The organism is Serratia sp. OS31, from assembly GCF_014164835.1.
Classification (GTDB): Bacteria; Pseudomonadota; Gammaproteobacteria; order Enterobacterales; family Enterobacteriaceae; genus Serratia; species Serratia liquefaciens_A.
This window is the reverse complement of record NZ_JACJFQ010000004.1, coordinates 1-18,114: the sequence shown is the minus strand read 5'-3', so window position 1 is coordinate 18,114 and position 18,114 is coordinate 1. Positions and strand designations below refer to the sequence as shown.

The following is an 18,114-nucleotide window of genomic DNA, read 5'->3' as shown; positions in this document are numbered from 1 at the left end:
CCGCCGTAGCTCATAGCTCGGCGGATCCTTCCAGACCTTGCACAACCTGCCGCTGCAAACTTTGCAGCAGCGGGTGTTGCCGCCGGTGGCCCAAACGCAACGCATGTGCCACCTTCGGCAAGGGTAACTTACGCTCAAATACCGTCTCGATCCGCACCCGCCGATCGACAGATTGCTGATTGAGCAGGCCAATCCCCATACCGGCAGAAATCGCTGCCAACATACCGGATATCGAAGGACACTCCACCGAGACCTTGTGGGCAATGCCCGCGGCACTCAGGCGCTCTTCAGCCAGCCGGCGATAAAAGCAGTCTGGCCCGTAACTGACCAATTTCACACAGTCACCAGGCTGAAAACGCCACCCTGGCGGTACACACCAGTGAATGTGTTCCGTTGCCAGCACCACATCTTCCGAGCTTAGCGCATCGCAAAACTGCTGATGCAGTACCAGGTCCAACTCTCCCTGAGCCAAAGCGTTACGCAATACCTGGCTTTGATCGATGACCAACTGCACATCAACCTGCGGATGTTGATGGGTAAAGGTCGCCAGCAAGGTGGCCAACCGGGACAGCGACATCTGCTCTGTGGCGCCAAAACGTACTGTCCCCTGCAATAACGAGGGGGAAAAATGCGCCAAGGCCCGATCGTGTGCCTGCAAGATCTGTCGCCCATGCATCAACAGCGCCTCACCGTCCACGGTGGCGATCAAAGCGGCTCCCTGGCGATCGATCAGAGTGCGGCCCAGCTGTTCCTCCAACCGTTTGATTTTCCAACTCACTGCCGACTGACTGAGATTCAGCTGTTTCGCCGCACGCGTCATGCTGCCGGTATCGAGTACGCTCTGCAGCGCCCGCAATGCATCGATGGATAAACGCTGGTTCATAAACGCCCTCATGACAAAAGTTGGATTCAATCACCATAACTTGTCATTGGCGTCATGAAAAGACGAGAGGTAGGGTGATATTCAACAAGGTAATGGGGAAATCATCATGAGCGGCTTAACTTCTCAGGTTAATCAGCAGGTCATTATTCAAGGGTATCGGATTGCCACTGGCGTACAGGGGACTGGTGTGCCACTGGTGTTGGTACACGGAACCCCCGCCCATTCGATCATCTGGCGAAATTTGCTGCCCCGCCTGACGGCGGCCGGCTTCCAGGTTTATTACTATGATCTGCTGGGTTACGGCGCATCGGAACGCCCATTGTCCGCAGAGACCTCGATTGTCGCGCAGGCGGATTTACTGATCGCCCTGCTGAACCACTGGCAACTGGATTCCGCCCACGTATTTGGCCACGATATTGGTGGCGCGTTATCACTGCGTGCGGCTTTCGAGAACGCCAATCGCTTTCGCTCGCTGACCATTGCGGATATTTGCAGCTACGACTCCTGGCCTTCACCCACCTGGCGCAGCATCCGCGATAATTATCGTCAGTACGCCGTCATGGACCCCTTACAACATCAACAAACCCTGACGCGCCAGTTGCAAATGGCCGTGTTCAACAAATCGCTGATGACGGGAGAGCTGTTGCAGAGCTATCTGGCCCCGATCGTCGGCGTGCTCGGTCAACCGGCCTTTTATCAGCAACAGATCGCCCATTATGATGCCCGCTATACTGATGATTTCGCGCAGCGTCTGCCAAAACTGCGCCTGCCGGTGCAAATTCTGTGGGGAGAAAACGATGAATGGCAGCCGGTCAGTTACGCCTACCGTTTACAAGCTGACATTCCCGGCGCCAGGCTGCAGGTGATCCCGCAGGCGGGGCATTTTCTTATGGAAGATGCACCGGAAGCCGTATCCCAACGGCTGGAGACCTTTATTCATTCACTTTAAATCGGGCGAATGCGCTCAGGAGAACACAATGCAATTGATAGGCATGCTGGACTCACCCTATGTGCGCCGGGTCGCTATTTGTTTGAAATTGTTGGAGATAGAGTTTGAGCACCGGGCAATTTCAGTGTTCAGCGGTTTCGACCGGTTTAAAGCCATTAATCCGGTGGTAAAGGCCCCAACGCTGGTGTTGGCCGACGGCCAGATCTTGATGGATTCTTCGCTTATTCTGGAATACGCCGCAGGTATCGCCCCCTCTGGCAGAGCTTTACTGCCAAACCAGGGTGCGGCGAGACTGAACGCCCTGCAGTTGAACGGGCTGGCATTGGCCGCCTGCGAAAAAACGGTGCAAATCGTTTATGAACAGCAGTTGCGTCCGCTAGAAAAGCAGCATCAGCCCTGGCTGGATCGCGTTCAGGGCCAACTGCTGGCGGCCTACGCCGAACTGGAAAAACAGTTGCTGCAGTCCGCCGTGTCACCCTTTATGGGCAGCGCAGAGGTCAGCGTGGCGGTGGCCTGGAGCTTCACCCAACTGATGCTGCCCGGGCAGATTAGCGACGAGCAACACCCGACTTTGGCGGCACTTGCCGCTCAGGCCGAACAACACCCGGCGTTTATCAGCACTCCGCAGGTTTAACCCGCCGAAGCGCGCGTCATGCAGCGTTGGCGCCGCTCATCCACCCGTTTGGCAAACCAGGCGGTGGTCAGCTTACGGGTGATTTTCGGGCTTTCCAACTGAATGCCTGGCAGCATTTCCCGCGGCAGTTTCTTGCCGGTGGTTTTCTCTGCCAGCGCATACACCCGCTCATACAGGTCAGTGTCGGCAAATTCGGGCAGGTCCCCCTTCTCCAGCGCCCGACGAATTGACGAGTCGCTCATATTGAGCCGTTTGCCGAGGGTGCGCACCGCCAGTTCGGTGGTGCCGGGTTTGTCGGTGCCGTAGTTAATCAAGTCGCCATCCAGTGCCAGCGGAATGCCCGTCGTGCGGCTGACCGCACTTTGGAATGCGGCATTACGGCTGGCGTACCAACCGGCATTGAAGTCGGCGAAGCGGTAGATCGGCTGGCTGTAGTTGGCCGGGTACCCCAACAGGTGCGCAATACCGAAATACATGCCGCCGCGGCGGCTGAACACTTCACGGCGAATCGAACCGTCAATCGGATACGGATAACCTTTGGCATGCGCTTCGGCAAAGGCGATGCTCACCTGCATCGGCCCGGCGGTATGCACCGGGTTCAGGCTGCCAAACAGCTTTTGCCCCATCGGCACCGAATCAATCATATCGTCAAAGATATCGCTCAGGTCTTTCTCGGTGCGCACCTTATCCAAACGCTCGCTGTAGCTCTTGCCGTTCGATGACTTGATCAACAAAGCGGTATGCACCAGAAAATTGGGAATATGGAGTTGGTCAGCGCGGCGGTCGATCTCTTTCCAGGCGATTTTGGGCAGCCCCGGCACTGGCGGATTGGCCTGGAAGGTCGACTCCTGCTCGGTTACCGCCAGCACTGAACACAGATTTTGGTCGCTGGGATCGATACCCTGTGCGGCAAAAGCGGCGGTGATATCGGTGGCCCACCCCTGGCGATCGGCGGTGTTAGCCGGCATCAAGCGCACCAGTTGGGCTTTCACGTCAGCCGGGCGTTGCACCGGTGAAGTGGTGGTGGTTTTCGTGGTACAACCGGCCAGCACCAGCAGCGCGGCCAGGCTCAACGGACGCAAGGTCATCGGGTTGATAAAACGGCGAATTGGCATCTTTTCCCTGATCGTTTTGACATACACTGCAGTGACGTTAGCCCAGCAGCGGAACCCGATCCAGTCTAAATGTATTGATCCGGCGGAAAGAGCCGGCGGGTGCCAGGAAATACACCTTAAAGGAATGACCGCATGATTGAACTCAGAGATATGAGCCCGCAAGAATTCGAGCGTTACCGCGCACATGGAATCGAAGAATATGCCCGGGATCTGGAGCGCGCTCTGCAACTTAGCCGGGAGTTGGCACGGGTGGAAGCCGTAGCCACCTACAACGCCTCACTGCCCCAAGGGTTGGCGACACCAAACCACCGGCTAGTTTGCGCCCGACTGGCGGGTTCAGAAGAAAATATCGGCATCGTCTGGTACACCCTCAAACAACGCACCTACGGCAAGCAGCTGTTTGTCTATGATTTCGAGGTGGATACGGCCTGGCGAGGCAAAGGCTACGGCGAGAAAATACTTTGCGCAGTACTGGAAGCCGGACGGATTGCCGGTGCGGAATATGCCGAGTTGGCGGTGTTTAACGACAACCCGACGGCGGTCAGGCTGTATACCCGGCTCGGATTCAAAGCCGTCAATACCCGAATGCATCGAAAACTCTAAACCCGGCCTTTCTTGATCGCGGGCATTTTCAATGAGCCGATAAACATGTATTTTATATGCAACATATAAAATCGTTTATTCGCCCACACCAGGGCAACGCAAAATTTAAGGAGAGACGCATGAATGAGCTGCTTTGTTATAAAACCCTGCCGGTATGGAACAGCGCAACGCTGCCGGAGAGTTTCCAGCAAAAGCACAACACCCAAAGCGGTACCTGGGCCAAACTCACGCTGCTGAGCGGCACCCTGACCTTTGCGTTGATGACCGAAGAGGGCGAGACCACCGAAACCTGGCAGTTCAGCCCTGAGAGCCAGCCGCCGTTTATCGAGCCTCAGCAATGGCACCGCATCGTTTCATTTTCCGATGATATGACCTGCCAACTGGCTTTTTACTGCTCACCGGAAGATTACTACCACAAAAAGCACCAGCTGACGCGCACCCATTCCGAGGTGATCGAAGCCGTACAGCGCATAAAACCCGGCAAAGCGCTGGATCTGGGCTGCGGTGGCGGACGCAACTCGCTCTATCTCAACCTGAAGGGCTTTGACGTCACCGCCTGGGACAAACATGGCCCGTCGATCGACAACCTCAATAGCCTGATCGAGAGCGAAGGGTTGTCGCACATTCGCGCCAGCGTGCAAGACCTCAATACTCACACCTTCAGCGGCGATTACGACTTTATTCTTTCCACCGTGGTGTTTATGTTCCTCAGCCGCGAACGGATCCCGGGGCTGGTGAAAAACATGCAGGACAGCACCCTGAACGGCGGTTACAACCTGATTGTCGCCGCGATGGATACGCCGGACTACCCTTGCAGCCTGCCCTTCCCCTTCACCTTTAAACCGGACGAGTTGAAGGAATATTACGCCGACTGGGAAATCCTGAAGTACAACGAGGATGTCGGCCAGCTACACAAAACCGACGCCGCCGGCAACCGTATTTCACTGCGTTTCGCCACGCTGCTGGCGCGTAAGCCCTAAAATCCCTTCAAATGGCGCCGCTCGATAGGGTATTGACCGGCGCCGGCCTGTAGCAAAATACGGCAAACAACATGAAGTTTAATACGTTGCCAACCTGGCGCTGCGGCGTTAGGATCGCGCCCGGCTACGGGTGTAGCCAGTGTTATTGGCTGTCAGTTCCGCGCATGGAGAGGTTATTGTGTTAGAGAGTTTTGGCGTCCTGAATCTTTGGACCTATTTGGCCGGGGTGGTTTTTATCATCATCCTGCCTGGCCCGAATACGCTGTACGTGCTGAAGACCGGCGTGACGCGTGGCGTACGTGCTGGGTATACCGCCGCGCTGGGCGTGTTTATCGGCGATGCAATCCTGATTTTCTGCGCCTATATTGGCGTGGCTTCGCTGATCCGTACCACGCCGTTCCTGTTTACCCTGGTACGTTTCCTCGGCGCGATTTACCTGCTGTTCCTCGGTGCGAAAATTCTCTACGCCACCTTTATCCAGAAAAACGCGGCGCAGCAACAACAGATTGAAGGCGGCCACAGCATTCTGCGTAAATCGCTGACGCTCAGCCTGACCAACCCGAAAGCGATCCTGTTCTACGTGTCGTTCTTCGTGCAGTTTATCGACTTTAACTATGCGCACACCGGCCTGTCGTTTACCATTCTGGCGCTGATCCTCGAATCGGTCAGTTTTATCTACATGACCACGCTGATCTTCTCCGGCGCGATGCTGGCGCACTTCTTTAACCATAAGAAGGGCCTGGCAAAACTGGGTAATGGCCTGATCGGCCTGCTGTTCCTCGGCTTCGCCACTCGTTTGGCTACCCTCAGTTCCTAGTTCGCCGCAATAACGGCTGATCCCTTCAGCCGTTTTCTCTACTCTGTCACGCACGACAAACCGAATGTCAGACAGACAAAAGCCCTCCTTCTCTGCCTGCTATAGACTTTTAAGGTTAACGATAGCGACCTTTTTTGTCTGACAGGAGGGCGTATGCCTGACAATAACGTAGCAGTGATGGACAGCGTTTCGCGTTTTCTCGATCGTCATCATGGTCTGTATATCGACGGCCAATGGTGTGAATCCACCGCCGAAGGCCGGCTGGCGGTGTATAACCCCGCCGACGGACAACAGATTTCCTCCACCGCCGACGCCAACGCACAAGACGTCGCGCGCGCCGTACAATCGGCCCATCAGGCTTTTATCTCAGGGGTCTGGGCGCAACGTTTACCTGCCGAGCGCGAGCGTATTTTATTGCGCTATGCCGATTTGGTTGAGCAACACACCGAAGAACTGGCCCAGTTGGAAACGCTGGAACAGGGCAAGTCGATCAATATTGCCCGCATGTTCGAGGTGGGCTGCACGCTGAACTGGATGCGCTACACCGCCGGGCTGACCACCAAGATCACCGGCCAGACCCTGGACGTGTCGATCCCCATGCCGCCGGGGGCCAAATATCAGGTGTATACCCGTAAAGAGCCGATTGGCGTGGTGGCCGGCATTGTGCCCTGGAACTTCCCGCTGATGATCGGCATGTGGAAAGTGATGCCGGCACTGGCGGCGGGTTGCTCCATCGTGATCAAACCCTCGGAGACTACGCCACTCACCCTGCTGCGCATGGCTGAACTGGCGACCGAGGCCGGTATCCCGCCGGGCGTCTTCAACGTGGTGACGGGCAAAGGCACCGGCTGCGGCAAAGCGCTGACCGAACACCCGCTGATTGCCAAAGTGAGCTTCACCGGCTCCACGCCGGTCGGCAAAAACATCGCCCGCGCGGCGGCGGATCGCCTGACACGCGTGACGCTGGAGCTGGGCGGTAAAAACCCGGCCATCGTGCTGAAAGATGCCGACCCGCAGCAGGTTATCGAAGGCCTGATGGCGGGCAGCTTCCTGAATCAGGGGCAGGTGTGCGCCGCCAGCTCGCGGATTTATATTGAAGCGCCAATATACGACACGCTGGTGGCCGGGTTCGAGCAGGCGGTGAAATCCCTGTCTGTCGGGCCGGGCATGGATGCCAGTACGCAGATCAACCCGCTGGTCTCTAGCGACCACCGCAATAAAGTGGCGGCCTATCTGGATGACGCCAGATCCAAACAGGCGGAGCTGATCAGTGGCGCAACCGGGCCGGACTCGCAAGGGTTCTATATCCCGCCAACGCTGGTGATTAACCCGGACGACAAGCTGAATCTGACGCGCGAAGAAGTGTTTGGCCCGGTGGTCAATTTGATCCGCGTGGCGGATGCTGAAGAGGCGTTGCGCAAAGCCAACGACACGGACTACGGCCTGACCGCCAGCCTGTGGACCACCAGCCTGCAAGCGGCAATGGCCTTCACGCCACGCATTCAGGCCGGCACGGTGTGGGTCAATACCCATACGTTAATCGACGCCAACATGCCTTTCGGCGGCTTCAAACAATCGGGCAGCGGCCGTGATTTCGGCCCTGACTGGCTGGATGCTTATACCGAATCCAAATCGGTGTGCATTCGTTACTGAACCGCGTCTTAATCGCCAGTAGCGCCTTCAGGGCGCTACTGAGACTGCTGACAAACATAAAATGTTTGGCGGCAGGCGGTAAAGGTTTTGAAAATAGATAGGGAAAATCAAATTATTGATTTTCGGCTGATAACTCAAAGGGGGAAAAACCGCGCTTTTATCCCCCTTTGTCAATAATCTGAGTAGCGCCTTCAGGGCGCTACTGATACTGCTTGCGGTATTCGCTGGGCGAAACGCCAAAACGGCTTTTGAAGGCGGTGGAGAAATGGCTGTGATCGGCAAAACCCCAGTCATAGCCGATAGTGACCAACTTTTGCCGCTCAGGCGCCGTGCGTAGCGCCTGGGCGCACAAATCAAGACGGCGGTGCTTGATATATTGCGCCACCACCAGTCCCTGACGGGCAAACATCCGGTACAGGCTGCGTACCGAAACGCCCAACTCACCGGCGATCCACTCGGGCCGCAGCTGCGGCGACTGGATATGCGCATCGATAAACGCCAGCGTTCGGGTGAAAGCCTGCGGGAAAACCTCAGCCCCCACTTCAGGTTCGATCATTGCCGGGCGCAACAGCGTCGCCACAGCACTCAGTATCGCCTCGCTCTCCGCTGCGCTCATCTGCGCGTCCTGCATGCATCCCAAGACCAGTTGCCGACTGAGGCGCGCCATGCTGTTTTGCCCATCCAGCCGTCGCGCGAATTGCAGGTCGCTCAAGCGTGCAGAGCGTTCGAAATAGCTGCGCGGCATCAGTAATGAGATTTGGCGGGAGTCCTGTTGAAAGGTAAAACTGCTGGTACGTGAAGCGTCGATCAGCGTGACGTCACCGGCGGACAAGACCGCCTGTCGGTCACCCTGCTCCATCAATGAACTGCCACGCAGTTGAAAGACCGTGAAAAAATGCGAGCCGTCGCTACGGTCAATCTCTTTTTGGGTTCGATACAGGCGGGTTTGCGCCGCATCCACCACGCTCATACGTAACGCGTGGGCGCGGAACTCTTGCATCGCGCCGCTAAATCCCGGCCCCAGAGTCCGGGCGCAAAACCGGCCACAGGCGGAGTTGATTTTCGCCAACCACTCTTCGAAGCCAACCTCTCTGACCGGGACAGAAATTGTCATGGATCCCCCCTTCAAACATCAGCGATGGACGAGTTCGAACCGCAAGCGGCAATGCACAGAAAATCAACATAACAACCCGATAACATACAAGCAATGCCGAGCGTGGGATCTGGCGCCGGGATCACAGATTACATATTACTCATCAGGCATGAAAAACCCGGCCGCAGCCGGGTTAATAAAAACGACAATAACAAAGGAAGACTAGGGCTGGCTATCCAGCAGATAACGCACCACGGCCGCGTACTCTTTCGCATAACCGTCGACGCTTTGGCTTGCCATACCGGCATTGTCGATTTTGTACTTGCCGGAAACATAAAACGATGGAGTTGCGCGTACGTCCAACGCTTTCACCGCTTCATTTTGCTTGGCAATCATGCCCTTCACCAGCAGGCTGTGGCGCGCATTTTCATAGGCCGTGGCATCCACGCCGGCGGCGGCAAACACCCGCTGGATATCTTCTTCACTGTTGATGGCACGCTTCTTTTGCAGTTCTTCGAACAGCAGGCCTTCGATTTTGTCCTCAATCCCCATCACCATCGCGATCGACCAGGCTTCGGTCAGCTCATTGCCCAATTTGCCCATCAGGCCGACGTGGTATTTGGTCAGCTTGGTGCCCTCAGGCAGCGCCTGGCTGACGGTGCTGCCCACATGGTAAGTTTCGGCAAACTGGTAGCAGGGGCCGCAATAAAAGGAGAAAAACTCCACCACCGCCGGGGCCGATGCCACCGGTTTGTCCAGACGAGAATATTGCTCGCCAGCATGGTAATCCGCCGCCACGGCGACAGCAGGAAGCAATAGCGCCAGGAGCGCACCGGCGAACAGCCGATTAACTTTAGCCAACATAACTACTCCAATTCAGATGAGAACATTGTCCCTAACGGCGGTGTTTATAATCAAATTATCGGAACAAGACCAGTTTTTATTACCTTCTGTTGGTGTCCCCTTGACCCAAATCAATGACCAGGAATAAATGTTCCACGTCATTTCCAGCCGTTGGCCTCACTCATTGCACCTACGCAATGGTTCAGCCTCCAACAAGTGAAATGCCGTTATGATAAATTTAATCCAGCGGCTTACCGCATGAGTGTTTATCCCGATTAGAATATTCTTACTTACAGAATCTTTTCGTTTTGCCTACCTTTTCCATATTGCTAACAGATGCAGCCTAAGATGATACTGCCCCCTCCAATATAGAGATTAAAGGTTATATTATGCGTCGTATTCTAATGTTCATCAGTGCGCTGACGATTAGCGCTGTGCTTTCTGGTTGCCTATTCCCACCGCCTGGCGGTGGTGGCGGCGGTCGACATGGCGGTCCAGGTGGGCCGGGTTACCTTTTTAACGGTCCTCGTTAAAGATACCCGCCACCTACCCGGTGGCCACTCAAGAATATGATGAGACAGCTCAGGATATAACAATGAAAAAAACAGTATTTATTATTGCCGCAGTAATGGCATTAAATTGCAGCTCGGCATTTTCCGCACCGCCGATCAATAAAAATAATGAACACCCGGTTATTCATAAGAATAATAATAAAATACCGTCCAAGCCGCATCCCAATAAAAAACGGCCCGCACAGCAGCATAAAAAAGCGCAAAAAAAACCGCTACCCGAACACCGTTTGGCTCAAAGTCATTAAGTTATCGCTGACAAATACCGAATACTCGCACTCACAGTGCCGGACGTGAGTGCGAGGGTACCGCATGAACGTCGCCTACAGGCTTTTTGCCCGCAACGTATCGCCGCTGCGAATAAAATTACCCGCCCCCAGATGATGGATGGTATGCAATTGTGGATCGGTATCGGCAAAGTTCCATCGCCCTGCGCGAAACACTCGCTCGTCCGCAGCCGCAGCCACCACTTCACCGAAACAGGTGTCATATTTCTGCTGCGCACCGCTTTCCGGCAACAGACGGCATTCCAGCCAGGCTACACAACCCTGTTCTATCAAGGGGACTTCCAGTTGGGCACTGGAGATCGTGGCAATATTGAAGAGAGAAAATTTATCCTCCACCTCCACGCCCGAGATATTGCCCACCGCATAAGTCGTATCGACAAACATCGCCGCCGGAATACAGATGCCAAACACGCCGCTTTCTTCGATCATCTGCCGGGAATGCGCCCCCTTGTCGACCACAATGGCAATGCGAGGTGGCGTGAACTCAACCGGCATCGACCAGGCAGCGGCCATCACATTACGTCGAGCCCCGTCCTGGCTTCTGCTGGTGATCAACACCGTCGGGCCATGATTTAGCAAACGGCTGGCATGTTCCAATGCAACGGGACGAAAATGATTCATGGAGGATCCTTAATGAGTAGCTCTGGGAGACAAAATCGCAGCTGAACTGGCAATGAACTGATGTTCAGCAGTGTAAATCTGCGTTGCGGCGGGGATCAATCGCGTTGGTGATGAAGAAGCACAGAATGTGTGTACCCGATCGGCATGCAGCCGCAGGGCTATGGAAGACGAACCAGAATAGGCTGCGTCAGCGAAGGCTGACGCAGCGGGATAAAAATCAGTTTTTTGGCAGTTGAATACGGACAACGCTTTCCGGTTTACCGGCTTTGGTGCTGGCGCCGTCATTCTTCACCGTCACGAACAGCACGTTGTTGCTGGTGTCCAGCGCCAGGCTGTTAGGGTGCGGTGGCAGTTCTACGGTTTGCAGGCGCTTGAGGCTGTTTGAATCAAATACCGTCAACGTACCAGCACCATGATCGACGCGGATCCCTTTGCGGTTGGCGACGTACACACGCTGGTTGCGATCGTCCAACAGCAGGCCGATCGGTACTTCATCGGTCAGTTCGCTGGCCAACACTTTGCCGCTGTCCGCATCCAGCGCAAACACCCGGTGACCGCTGCTGCGCTTCACGTAGTCGCGCTCGAGGTGGGTGTTGCGGTAGTTGTCGCGATCGATCCCCTGATCCACCCCTAACAGGCGGTTGTTCTTCCCGTCGTACACCAGGTTCAGCAGTTGATCCGCCTGGATCTCTTTGGTGGAGGTGATCGCCAGAGTATCGGCATTCAGGGTAATCAGTTGCCCCTGCATGTTAGAGACAAATACGCGCCGTCCTTTTTCATCCAGAGTGATGCCCACCGCGTTATAGCCGAAACCGGGGACCATTTTCTCCAGCTTTTGAGTCCGGGTGTTGACCACAAACAGCACGCTATCCACCCCGAACCCCAATCCCGGCAAGAACAGGCGGCCGCTCTGCGCGTCATACTTCATTTCGCGGATGCGGTACTGGTAGTCCTCGGTGATCTTGAAACGCTTAAGCTCCTTGAGCAGGAACTCCAGACGCTTGCCGCTGATGCCGGCCTCTTTGTAAGTCTGCTCCAGCATCGTTTTTTCGGTTACCGGAATGCTGCTCAGCGCGCGGTTGGTGGTGGTATCCACCACGCCGACCGAGCCATTGAACCCTTGAGTCAGATACAGCCGGTGACCGGCATCATCCAGCGCTACGCCGAAGCCTTTCACCTGAAGAGGGATCTCCGCCTGCACCGTCAAGGTGGTCGGATCCAGACGCAACACGCGGGATTTCGCCTCTTCCTTCCAGTCCGGCGCGCTGACGAACAGCGACTTCTGGCTTGGGCTGTAGGCCATCTCCACCAGCGCCGACGACAATGGCTGACGCTTGATATCCTGCAAAGTGATCCCTGCGTCACGGGCCTGCGCCGCACCGGCCACCACCAACGACGTTGCGATCAACAGCGACAGTAAAGCGCGGGGTGTTCCTATTGTTCCAGACATCCGTTTATCTCCATGAAAGTAATAAAGTCAGTTAGGGTGAACAACGTTATTGCTGCGGCGCCGGCGGTAAAGCCGACAGTGGCATGTCCCCGCCAGCCTGCTGGGCAAAGTGGGAGAACACGTGCTGAATAGTTGAAGCGATCAACCCCGCCTGTTGCGCGGTGTAATGATCGGTACGGTAGGTCATCATCACGCGCAGGGATTTCACGCCGTCGAGATTTTCCTCCATCACTTCAAACTGCAAACCGAGCAGCGATTCGGTTTTCTCCGGCTCCACCTGACGATAGGCCACCGTGCTGCCGTCCTGCAGGGTAAATGCTCCGTTCAGCTTGATACGGCTGTGGATCTGAATGAACACTTCGAACATGTGGTTCTTGCGATCGGCATGGGCGCCAAACAGCCCTTCCTCCACCAGATCGATAGGAATATCGGTGTAAGGCATAGAACCGTTGATGGTGTTTTTCACCTGGTCAATCAGACCGGCGACCGTCAACTGTTCAGCGAAGCGAACCCGGTGCACCACCACGGTCGTGAAGTAGCCGATAGTGTCAAAGAACTCGGCGTCGTTACGGCCGGAGGTGGACGTCCCCACCAGCAGGTCCGTCGGGCCGCCCAACAGGCGCAGCGCCGTAGCGATCCCGGCGTAGACCACGTTGAACAGTGAGGCGTTGTTCTTCCTGGCCTGTGCGTACAGCCCCTCAGCCACCGTCGGTTCGACGTCAAACTCCAGCCATCCGCCGTTGACGTCTGCATCGGCCGGAACTGCAGGATGGTGCGAAGGTTCCTGCTGGAACAGCGGCTGGCCGACCGGTGCATCGCGCAGGTTATCGAGCCAATAGTCCAGATGTTGCTGTGCGACGCCGCCAGCCTGCTGCTGCCGGGCAAAGGCATAAAACTGCGGCACTTCACCTTTCCACTGCGGCTTTTGCCCCGCCACACGGTGGCTGTAGGCGATGCCCAGTTCGTCCATCATCAGGTTCAGCGACCATTCATCCAGCACCACATGGTGGAACAACAGCGAAAGCAGCTGTCGGCCGGTTGCTGCATCACGCAGGAAGGTTGCGCGCAGCGGCAGCTCGCGGGTCAGATCAAAGCGGTGGTCACCGGCCTTGGCCAGCAGTTCGCCGGCGTTCCCGGCCGGTGTTTCATGGGAGAAACGGAACCAACCGTAGTCCAGCAGTTCAGCCGCAGGCACAACCTGTTGGAGAACCTCCCCCTGATGTTCGATAAACAGTGAACGCAATACGCTGTGGCGCGTCATGACGTCGATAAACGCCTGACGCAGGGTCATTTCATCCACCGGATCGAGGAAATTGATGGCGAAAGGCAGATTGAAAATCTCGTCGTGACCGAAGGCCTCGTAAACTTTCCACAGCGAATGCTGGGCCAGCGACAGCGGTGCCTGGACGACCTCATCCTGCTGCTGCGTACTGAGCATTGGTACCGCCGGTGCCGCAACCGCCTGACGTTTGGCGTAGGCCGACAGCCCTCGGGCCGTGGCGTGACTGAACAAGTCATTAATGTTGAGTTCGATACGGTGCAGGCTTAACAAGCGGCCGATGACACGGGTCGCGACCAGCGAATGCCCGCCGCGATCGAAGAAATCTTCATCGACGGTCATCTCCGGCGCCACCAGGGCGTCGCGGAATTCCGTCAGGATCAATTGGGCGATTTCATCATTTTCCTGTTGTTGCGCATCCGCTGCCGTCAGGACGGCTTCGGGCTGGGCCAACGATTGCTCGGCAGCGGGCAACTGGGCTGCCGTGATCGTCCGTCCAGCGAGATAAGCGACGAACTGTTCCAGCAGGAAAGGAGCTACGTACGGGGTCATGCGTGGATCCGCCGCTAACTCCAACACCACCGAATCCTGATCCGGCAGGCTCAAAGCCAGCATCAGTTCAAATGGCGTATGCAGCGGCGGCAACAACAGGCGTTCAGCGCTTATCCCATCCAACTGCAGCGCCACCGAAGGATCCGCCAGCCAGCTCACCAGGATCTGAGCCAATTCTGGGTTGAGTGCTTCCGCCGTTTGCTGCGCCAGCAGTCGACTTTCAGCCTCCTGATCGGCAGGCTGCAAGGTCAGGCGTTTCAATCGGCTGGCACCCTGCCAGCCGTCCATGCCGTTTGCCTGTTGAGCGTCGTCCTGCGGCACGCACAGCTGCACCGGCTGCCCGCCGGACTGAGCGGCGATAAAGCGGCCAAAGCGAACGGCGATCGCCGCCAGTAAGGTGGTTGGGTTATCGGTTACGGGCAAAATCTTGCGCGCCACGCGGGTCGCTATGCGTACCCCGGCCTGCGCCAGATGCTCATCCTGTGCTGCCAATTGCCGATAGTCCCGCAGCGCCGTTGCATGGCGTGGCCACGGCAGAACCAGTTCCGTCGTTTCCGACAATGGCGTATTCAGTGCAACCGGCGACAGAGCGACGGAGACAGGCAGGGGATCATGGCGGTTATACAGCGCCGACAGCGTCGTCAATAACTGTCGGCAAGACAGCGTTTCCGCCAAAATATCGTGAGCGACGACGCCCAGCACCGAACCGGCACCGGTAAACAACAGAAAACGAACCGGCGCTTCGCTCGCCAGCTCGAGAGGAGAGGCTTGCGCCTGCAACAAACGGCTTACTGCCTGCTGCTCATTCGTTATCGGCTGAATGCTCACCGGGTTCAGCGTTGCGTTGCCGCGCAGTTTGCGTAAGCCTTGCTCATCGTCGAAATCGTAACGAACATCCAGTTCAGGTATCAGCCGGGTCAGGGCTTCCAGCGCGCTGGCCAGTCTGCCGATATCCGGCTCGCCGCCTAGCCGCCAGGCCATCGCCTGCTGGCAACCGCCATCACCCCGTTGCTGGTGCATGAACCATGCTTGTTCTTCCGCTTCGCTCAATGGCTGAGAGGCATCCGCCGCCCGCTCGCCCAGCGTCTGAAACGCCAGGTCCAGACGCTGGGCCTCGTCATCGCTGAGAATATTGTCAAAATAACCGCTCACTGCTCTATCTCCTTGTGCCCGGTCATGCCGGAACCTCGGGGGAACGCGGGTCATAAACAGGGGCGTATCCTCCGCAGATTGCTGACACACTCGCGCAAGCGCCAACAATCCAGGGTGTGGATACGCCCCTGCTGCAGACCGATTGCTATCGCATCAGAATGTCAGTTCCAGCGCCGCACCGATCATGCGTGGACGCTGCTGAGTCGCGGTGTAAACGTCGTTGCCGCTGACCATCACGCGACGTTCCGAGTCAAACAGGTTCTGCGCATACAGGGTGGCGCGACCATAGGCGAAGGTGTACGCCAGTTGGGTATTTGCCGACCAGTAAGAACCGATGCGCCCGCGAGAATCGTTGTCGTACTGCGAGTAGTAGGAGTCCGAGAACGCCACGTTGCCGCTCAGTTCCAACCCGGCCATCAACTGGTACTTGGCGCCCATGTTGGCGGTATAAGCCGGCGCACGCGCCAGTTCATGCCCATCTACGCCGCTGCCCGAGAACTTCTTGATCTTGGTCTTCAACAGACCGACGTTCGTGAACAGTTCGAAGTCCCAACGCGGTTGCCAGGTCGCTCCCATTTCCGCGCCGTAGGTTTCCACCTTATCGGCATTGCGGATCACCGATGAGTTCGGCCCCAGGGAATACGGCAGCTGCATATCCTTGTAATCGTTGTAGAAGACGTTGCTGGTCAGAATGACGTTGGCATCTTTCAGGTGGTGGCGGGTGTACAACTCATAGTTCCAGACATATTCAGACCCGTAGGTGTAGTTAACCACCGGCGTACCGATGGTGATGCCTGCGCCACCGGCGTTATAGCCGCGTGCCACCTTGGCGCCGTAGGTCTGGGTATCCGTCGGTTTCCAGGCCAGATCGAGCTTCGGCAGGAACACGTCGTAGGTTTCATCAAAATCGATACGCACGGCCTTGCTGCCGCCGGTACGCTGGCGGTGTTCACGCTCCACACGGCTGGCGGCGGTGATATCCACCTTCGGCGTGATGGCGTAGGTCAGCTCGGCAAAGGCCGAGTTGGTGTCGGTTTTATCCTTGAAGGTCGAACCGCCGAAAATGTTAACGAACTCATCCTGCTTGGAGTGGAAATAACGCAGCCCCGCCAACCCACGCAGGCGGCTGTCTGGCCCACCAAAGCGCGCCACCGGCTCGACGTGCACCTCTTTTCCGCCGATATCGGCGTATGGCAAGGCATAAGCCGTAGGACGATTAATATTGAAGTCGGTATAAATAACGCGGTTTTCCAGCGTCAGGCTGTCGGATTGCTCCCAGGACAGATCCCAAACGCCGCTGTTGGTGTTGCTTTTAAACACCGCTCGGCGCGGATCGTGTCGCAGACTGGTCGGGTGAACCAGCGGGTTGAGGCTCTCGTTTTGTGGCGAGGTGCTGCCAAAGTGGTTAAAGGTCAGCTTGGTGGTCAGCTCGCGCAGGCCTGCCGGATTGAACAACAGCTTGGCACGTGCGGTAGTGGCTTCAACCTCACGCGGATCGCCCACCGGCTCATAAGCAGGAAGATCGACATCGCTGCGGCGGCGCTGGCGATCGACGCTGACGCGGAAGGCCAATTGGTCTTCCACCAACGGGCCCGAAACCATGGCGGACAATTGTGAAGAGTGCTGGTTGCCCGCACCGCCCTTGAAGGCGCTTTCCCAATCGAAAGTGGGATCCTTACTGGCCATCACGATCGCACCGGCAATGGCGTTACGCCCCTGAATGTAGCTCTGTGGGCCGAGGAACACTTCGACGCGATCCAGATCCCACAGCGACTGCGGGCCATAGGCCTGCTCGTTATAGGTCAGGGAGCGGCCATCCAAAGACAAATTGAGGCGTGGACGGGTACCGCTGAGGAAGGCATTGGCGCCGGTGTTCGGGCCGGAACCGTCGATACCGCGCACGGTAGGCAGATCGTTACCGATGCCGACATCCATGACGTTAGCCGTCATGCGTAATAAATCGGGGATCTGCAACGCATTGGGCATCGCGGCGATCCGCTCGCTGTCGAACACCTGCACGCTGGAGCCGGTGTCGAAAATGCTGCGTTTTATTTTTTCCCCGGTCACCAGCAGACTCTCGGAGTCCTGCCAATTATCGTTACGTTTGCTGTCGGCGGCTTCCTGAACCTTTTCATCCACTACGGCGGCGTTAACGCTCCCCATAGATAAAGTACAAAGACCCAGAAAGAGTGAGGAAAATGCCCCAATGGCCTGCAAGCCTGCTTTTTCCTTGTTTCCTACGATTTTATGCCTTTGAGCCGCTGAATGCTTGCTCATAGATGTATTCTCCTTTCATCCCAGATGCACAAAAATATGTTTTATTTCACATAGGTAACGACGCTGATTCTCACACTGACAATGGCATTACGGCCTTCCTGACCTTGCTATTGCATATCCCTGCCGCAGACAGCCGCCCAACCCCAGATAAACCGGGGGCGGATGCAGATTTTTTGTCTGGAAACGTAAAGAAATGTTAATAATGATAATATTTTACATTTTTTAATGCAAATCATTATCACCTAAGTAAATAAACATCACGAGAGGAGGTCAGTAAAGCTGACAAGGGAGGATGGGGGTTTCGTCACTTTCAAAACCAATGATTTCACTTAAAATGAATATAAAACATAATTATAT

The 18,114-nt window shown here is 56.3% G+C and carries 15 protein-coding genes; 7 read left to right on the top strand and 8 right to left on the bottom strand.

Annotated elements, in window-relative coordinates:
- Nucleotides 1–10: 10 nt before the first annotated feature.
- A complete protein-coding gene (locus tag H5P17_RS05065) occupies nt 11–883 on the bottom strand; it encodes a LysR family transcriptional regulator (RefSeq protein ID WP_182821659.1) in 873 nt (290 codons plus the stop codon).
- A 106-nt stretch (nt 884–989) separates the two neighbouring features.
- Here H5P17_RS05065 and H5P17_RS05060 point away from each other — a divergent pair, with 106 nt between their 5' ends.
- Both H5P17_RS05060 and H5P17_RS05055 read left to right on the top strand, forming a co-directional pair.
- Nucleotides 990–1,832 (top strand): alpha/beta fold hydrolase, encoded by an 843-nt coding sequence (locus tag H5P17_RS05060; protein ID WP_182821657.1) that lies wholly within the window; start codon nt 990–992, stop codon nt 1,830–1,832.
- A gap of 28 nt (nt 1,833–1,860) precedes the next feature.
- The gene (locus tag H5P17_RS05055; RefSeq protein WP_182821655.1) at nt 1,861–2,466 is read left to right on the top strand and encodes a glutathione S-transferase family protein; all 606 of its coding nucleotides are present in this window, start codon (nt 1,861–1,863) and stop codon (nt 2,464–2,466) included.
- On the opposite strand, the gene H5P17_RS05050 is transcribed toward H5P17_RS05055, so the two are convergent.
- The gene (locus H5P17_RS05050) at nt 2,463–3,581 is read right to left on the bottom strand and encodes a DUF1615 domain-containing protein (protein ID WP_182821653.1); all 1,119 of its coding nucleotides are present in this window, start codon (nt 3,579–3,581) and stop codon (nt 2,463–2,465) included. The two genes, H5P17_RS05055 and H5P17_RS05050, sit on opposite strands and share 4 nt — an antisense overlap.
- 132 nt (nt 3,582–3,713) lie before the next feature.
- Here H5P17_RS05050 and H5P17_RS05045 point away from each other — a divergent pair, with 132 nt between their 5' ends.
- The 4 genes from H5P17_RS05045 to H5P17_RS05030 all read left to right on the top strand — a co-directional run bounded on the left by H5P17_RS05045 (nt 3,714) and on the right by H5P17_RS05030 (nt 7,634).
- Nucleotides 3,714–4,184 carry a GNAT family N-acetyltransferase gene (locus H5P17_RS05045; protein WP_182821651.1) on the top strand — a complete coding sequence of 157 codons (471 nt, stop codon included), beginning with the start codon at nt 3,714–3,716 and terminating at the stop codon, nt 4,182–4,184.
- Nucleotides 4,185–4,303: 119 nt separating this feature from the next.
- Nucleotides 4,304–5,164, top strand: coding sequence for an SAM-dependent methyltransferase TehB (gene tehB / locus H5P17_RS05040; RefSeq protein WP_182821649.1), 861 nt, complete (start codon nt 4,304–4,306; stop codon nt 5,162–5,164).
- 178 nt (nt 5,165–5,342) lie between these two features.
- A complete protein-coding gene (gene leuE / locus H5P17_RS05035; protein WP_020825394.1) occupies nt 5,343–5,981 on the top strand; it encodes a leucine efflux protein LeuE in 639 nt (212 codons plus the stop codon).
- Between the two features lie 153 nt (nt 5,982–6,134).
- Nucleotides 6,135–7,634: an aldehyde dehydrogenase family protein gene (locus H5P17_RS05030; RefSeq protein ID WP_182821647.1), complete on the top strand. Its 1,500-nt coding sequence runs from the start codon at nt 6,135–6,137 to the stop codon at nt 7,632–7,634.
- Nucleotides 7,635–7,833: 199 nt separating this feature from the next.
- On the opposite strand, the gene feaR is transcribed toward H5P17_RS05030, so the two are convergent.
- Both feaR and H5P17_RS05020 read right to left on the bottom strand, forming a co-directional pair.
- On the bottom strand, nt 7,834–8,748 hold the full coding sequence (gene feaR / locus H5P17_RS05025) for a transcriptional regulator FeaR (protein WP_182821645.1): 915 nt from the start codon (nt 8,746–8,748) through the stop codon (nt 7,834–7,836).
- 201 nt (nt 8,749–8,949) lie between these two features.
- Nucleotides 8,950–9,591, bottom strand: coding sequence for a DsbA family protein (locus H5P17_RS05020; protein ID WP_044548539.1), 642 nt, complete (start codon nt 9,589–9,591; stop codon nt 8,950–8,952).
- Between the two features lie 574 nt (nt 9,592–10,165).
- Here H5P17_RS05020 and H5P17_RS05015 point away from each other — a divergent pair.
- Entirely contained in the window at nt 10,166–10,387 is a 222-nt protein-coding gene (locus tag H5P17_RS05015) for a hypothetical protein (RefSeq protein ID WP_044548538.1), read from the top strand.
- A 75-nt stretch (nt 10,388–10,462) separates the two neighbouring features.
- Here the strand turns inward: H5P17_RS05015 and H5P17_RS05010 are convergent, their stop codons facing one another.
- The 4 genes from H5P17_RS05010 to H5P17_RS04995 all read right to left on the bottom strand — a co-directional run bounded on the left by H5P17_RS05010 (nt 10,463) and on the right by H5P17_RS04995 (nt 17,757).
- On the bottom strand, nt 10,463–11,047 hold the full coding sequence (locus tag H5P17_RS05010) for a flavin reductase family protein (protein WP_044548536.1): 585 nt from the start codon (nt 11,045–11,047) through the stop codon (nt 10,463–10,465).
- 217 nt (nt 11,048–11,264) lie between these two features.
- A complete protein-coding gene (locus tag H5P17_RS05005; protein WP_182821643.1) occupies nt 11,265–12,497 on the bottom strand; it encodes a YncE family protein in 1,233 nt (410 codons plus the stop codon).
- A 46-nt stretch (nt 12,498–12,543) separates the two neighbouring features.
- Nucleotides 12,544–15,480, bottom strand: coding sequence for a condensation domain-containing protein (locus H5P17_RS05000; protein WP_182821642.1), 2,937 nt, complete (start codon nt 15,478–15,480; stop codon nt 12,544–12,546).
- 153 nt (nt 15,481–15,633) lie between these two features.
- Nucleotides 15,634–17,757, bottom strand: coding sequence for a TonB-dependent receptor (locus tag H5P17_RS04995; protein ID WP_044548530.1), 2,124 nt, complete (start codon nt 17,755–17,757; stop codon nt 15,634–15,636).
- Nucleotides 17,758–18,114 lie beyond the last annotated feature (357 nt).

Coding starts and splice junctions, on each gene's coding strand:
- H5P17_RS05015 (WP_044548538.1), top strand. CDS start 10,166: ATGAAAAAAACAGTATTTATTATTGCCGCAGTAATGGCATTAAATTGC.
- feaR (WP_182821645.1), bottom strand. CDS start 8,748: ATGACAATTTCTGTCCCGGTCAGAGAGGTTGGCTTCGAAGAGTGGTTG.
- H5P17_RS05005 (WP_182821643.1), bottom strand. CDS start 12,497: ATGTCTGGAACAATAGGAACACCCCGCGCTTTACTGTCGCTGTTGATC.
- H5P17_RS05065 (WP_182821659.1), bottom strand. CDS start 883: ATGAACCAGCGTTTATCCATCGATGCATTGCGGGCGCTGCAGAGCGTA.
- H5P17_RS05060 (WP_182821657.1), top strand. CDS start 990: ATGAGCGGCTTAACTTCTCAGGTTAATCAGCAGGTCATTATTCAAGGG.
- H5P17_RS05010 (WP_044548536.1), bottom strand. CDS start 11,047: ATGAATCATTTTCGTCCCGTTGCATTGGAACATGCCAGCCGTTTGCTA.
- H5P17_RS05050 (WP_182821653.1), bottom strand. CDS start 3,581: ATGCCAATTCGCCGTTTTATCAACCCGATGACCTTGCGTCCGTTGAGC.
- H5P17_RS05045 (WP_182821651.1), top strand. CDS start 3,714: ATGATTGAACTCAGAGATATGAGCCCGCAAGAATTCGAGCGTTACCGC.
- tehB (WP_182821649.1), top strand. CDS start 4,304: ATGAATGAGCTGCTTTGTTATAAAACCCTGCCGGTATGGAACAGCGCA.
- H5P17_RS05020 (WP_044548539.1), bottom strand. CDS start 9,591: ATGTTGGCTAAAGTTAATCGGCTGTTCGCCGGTGCGCTCCTGGCGCTA.
- H5P17_RS05055 (WP_182821655.1), top strand. CDS start 1,861: ATGCAATTGATAGGCATGCTGGACTCACCCTATGTGCGCCGGGTCGCT.
- H5P17_RS05030 (WP_182821647.1), top strand. CDS start 6,135: ATGCCTGACAATAACGTAGCAGTGATGGACAGCGTTTCGCGTTTTCTC.
- H5P17_RS04995 (WP_044548530.1), bottom strand. CDS start 17,757: ATGAGCAAGCATTCAGCGGCTCAAAGGCATAAAATCGTAGGAAACAAG.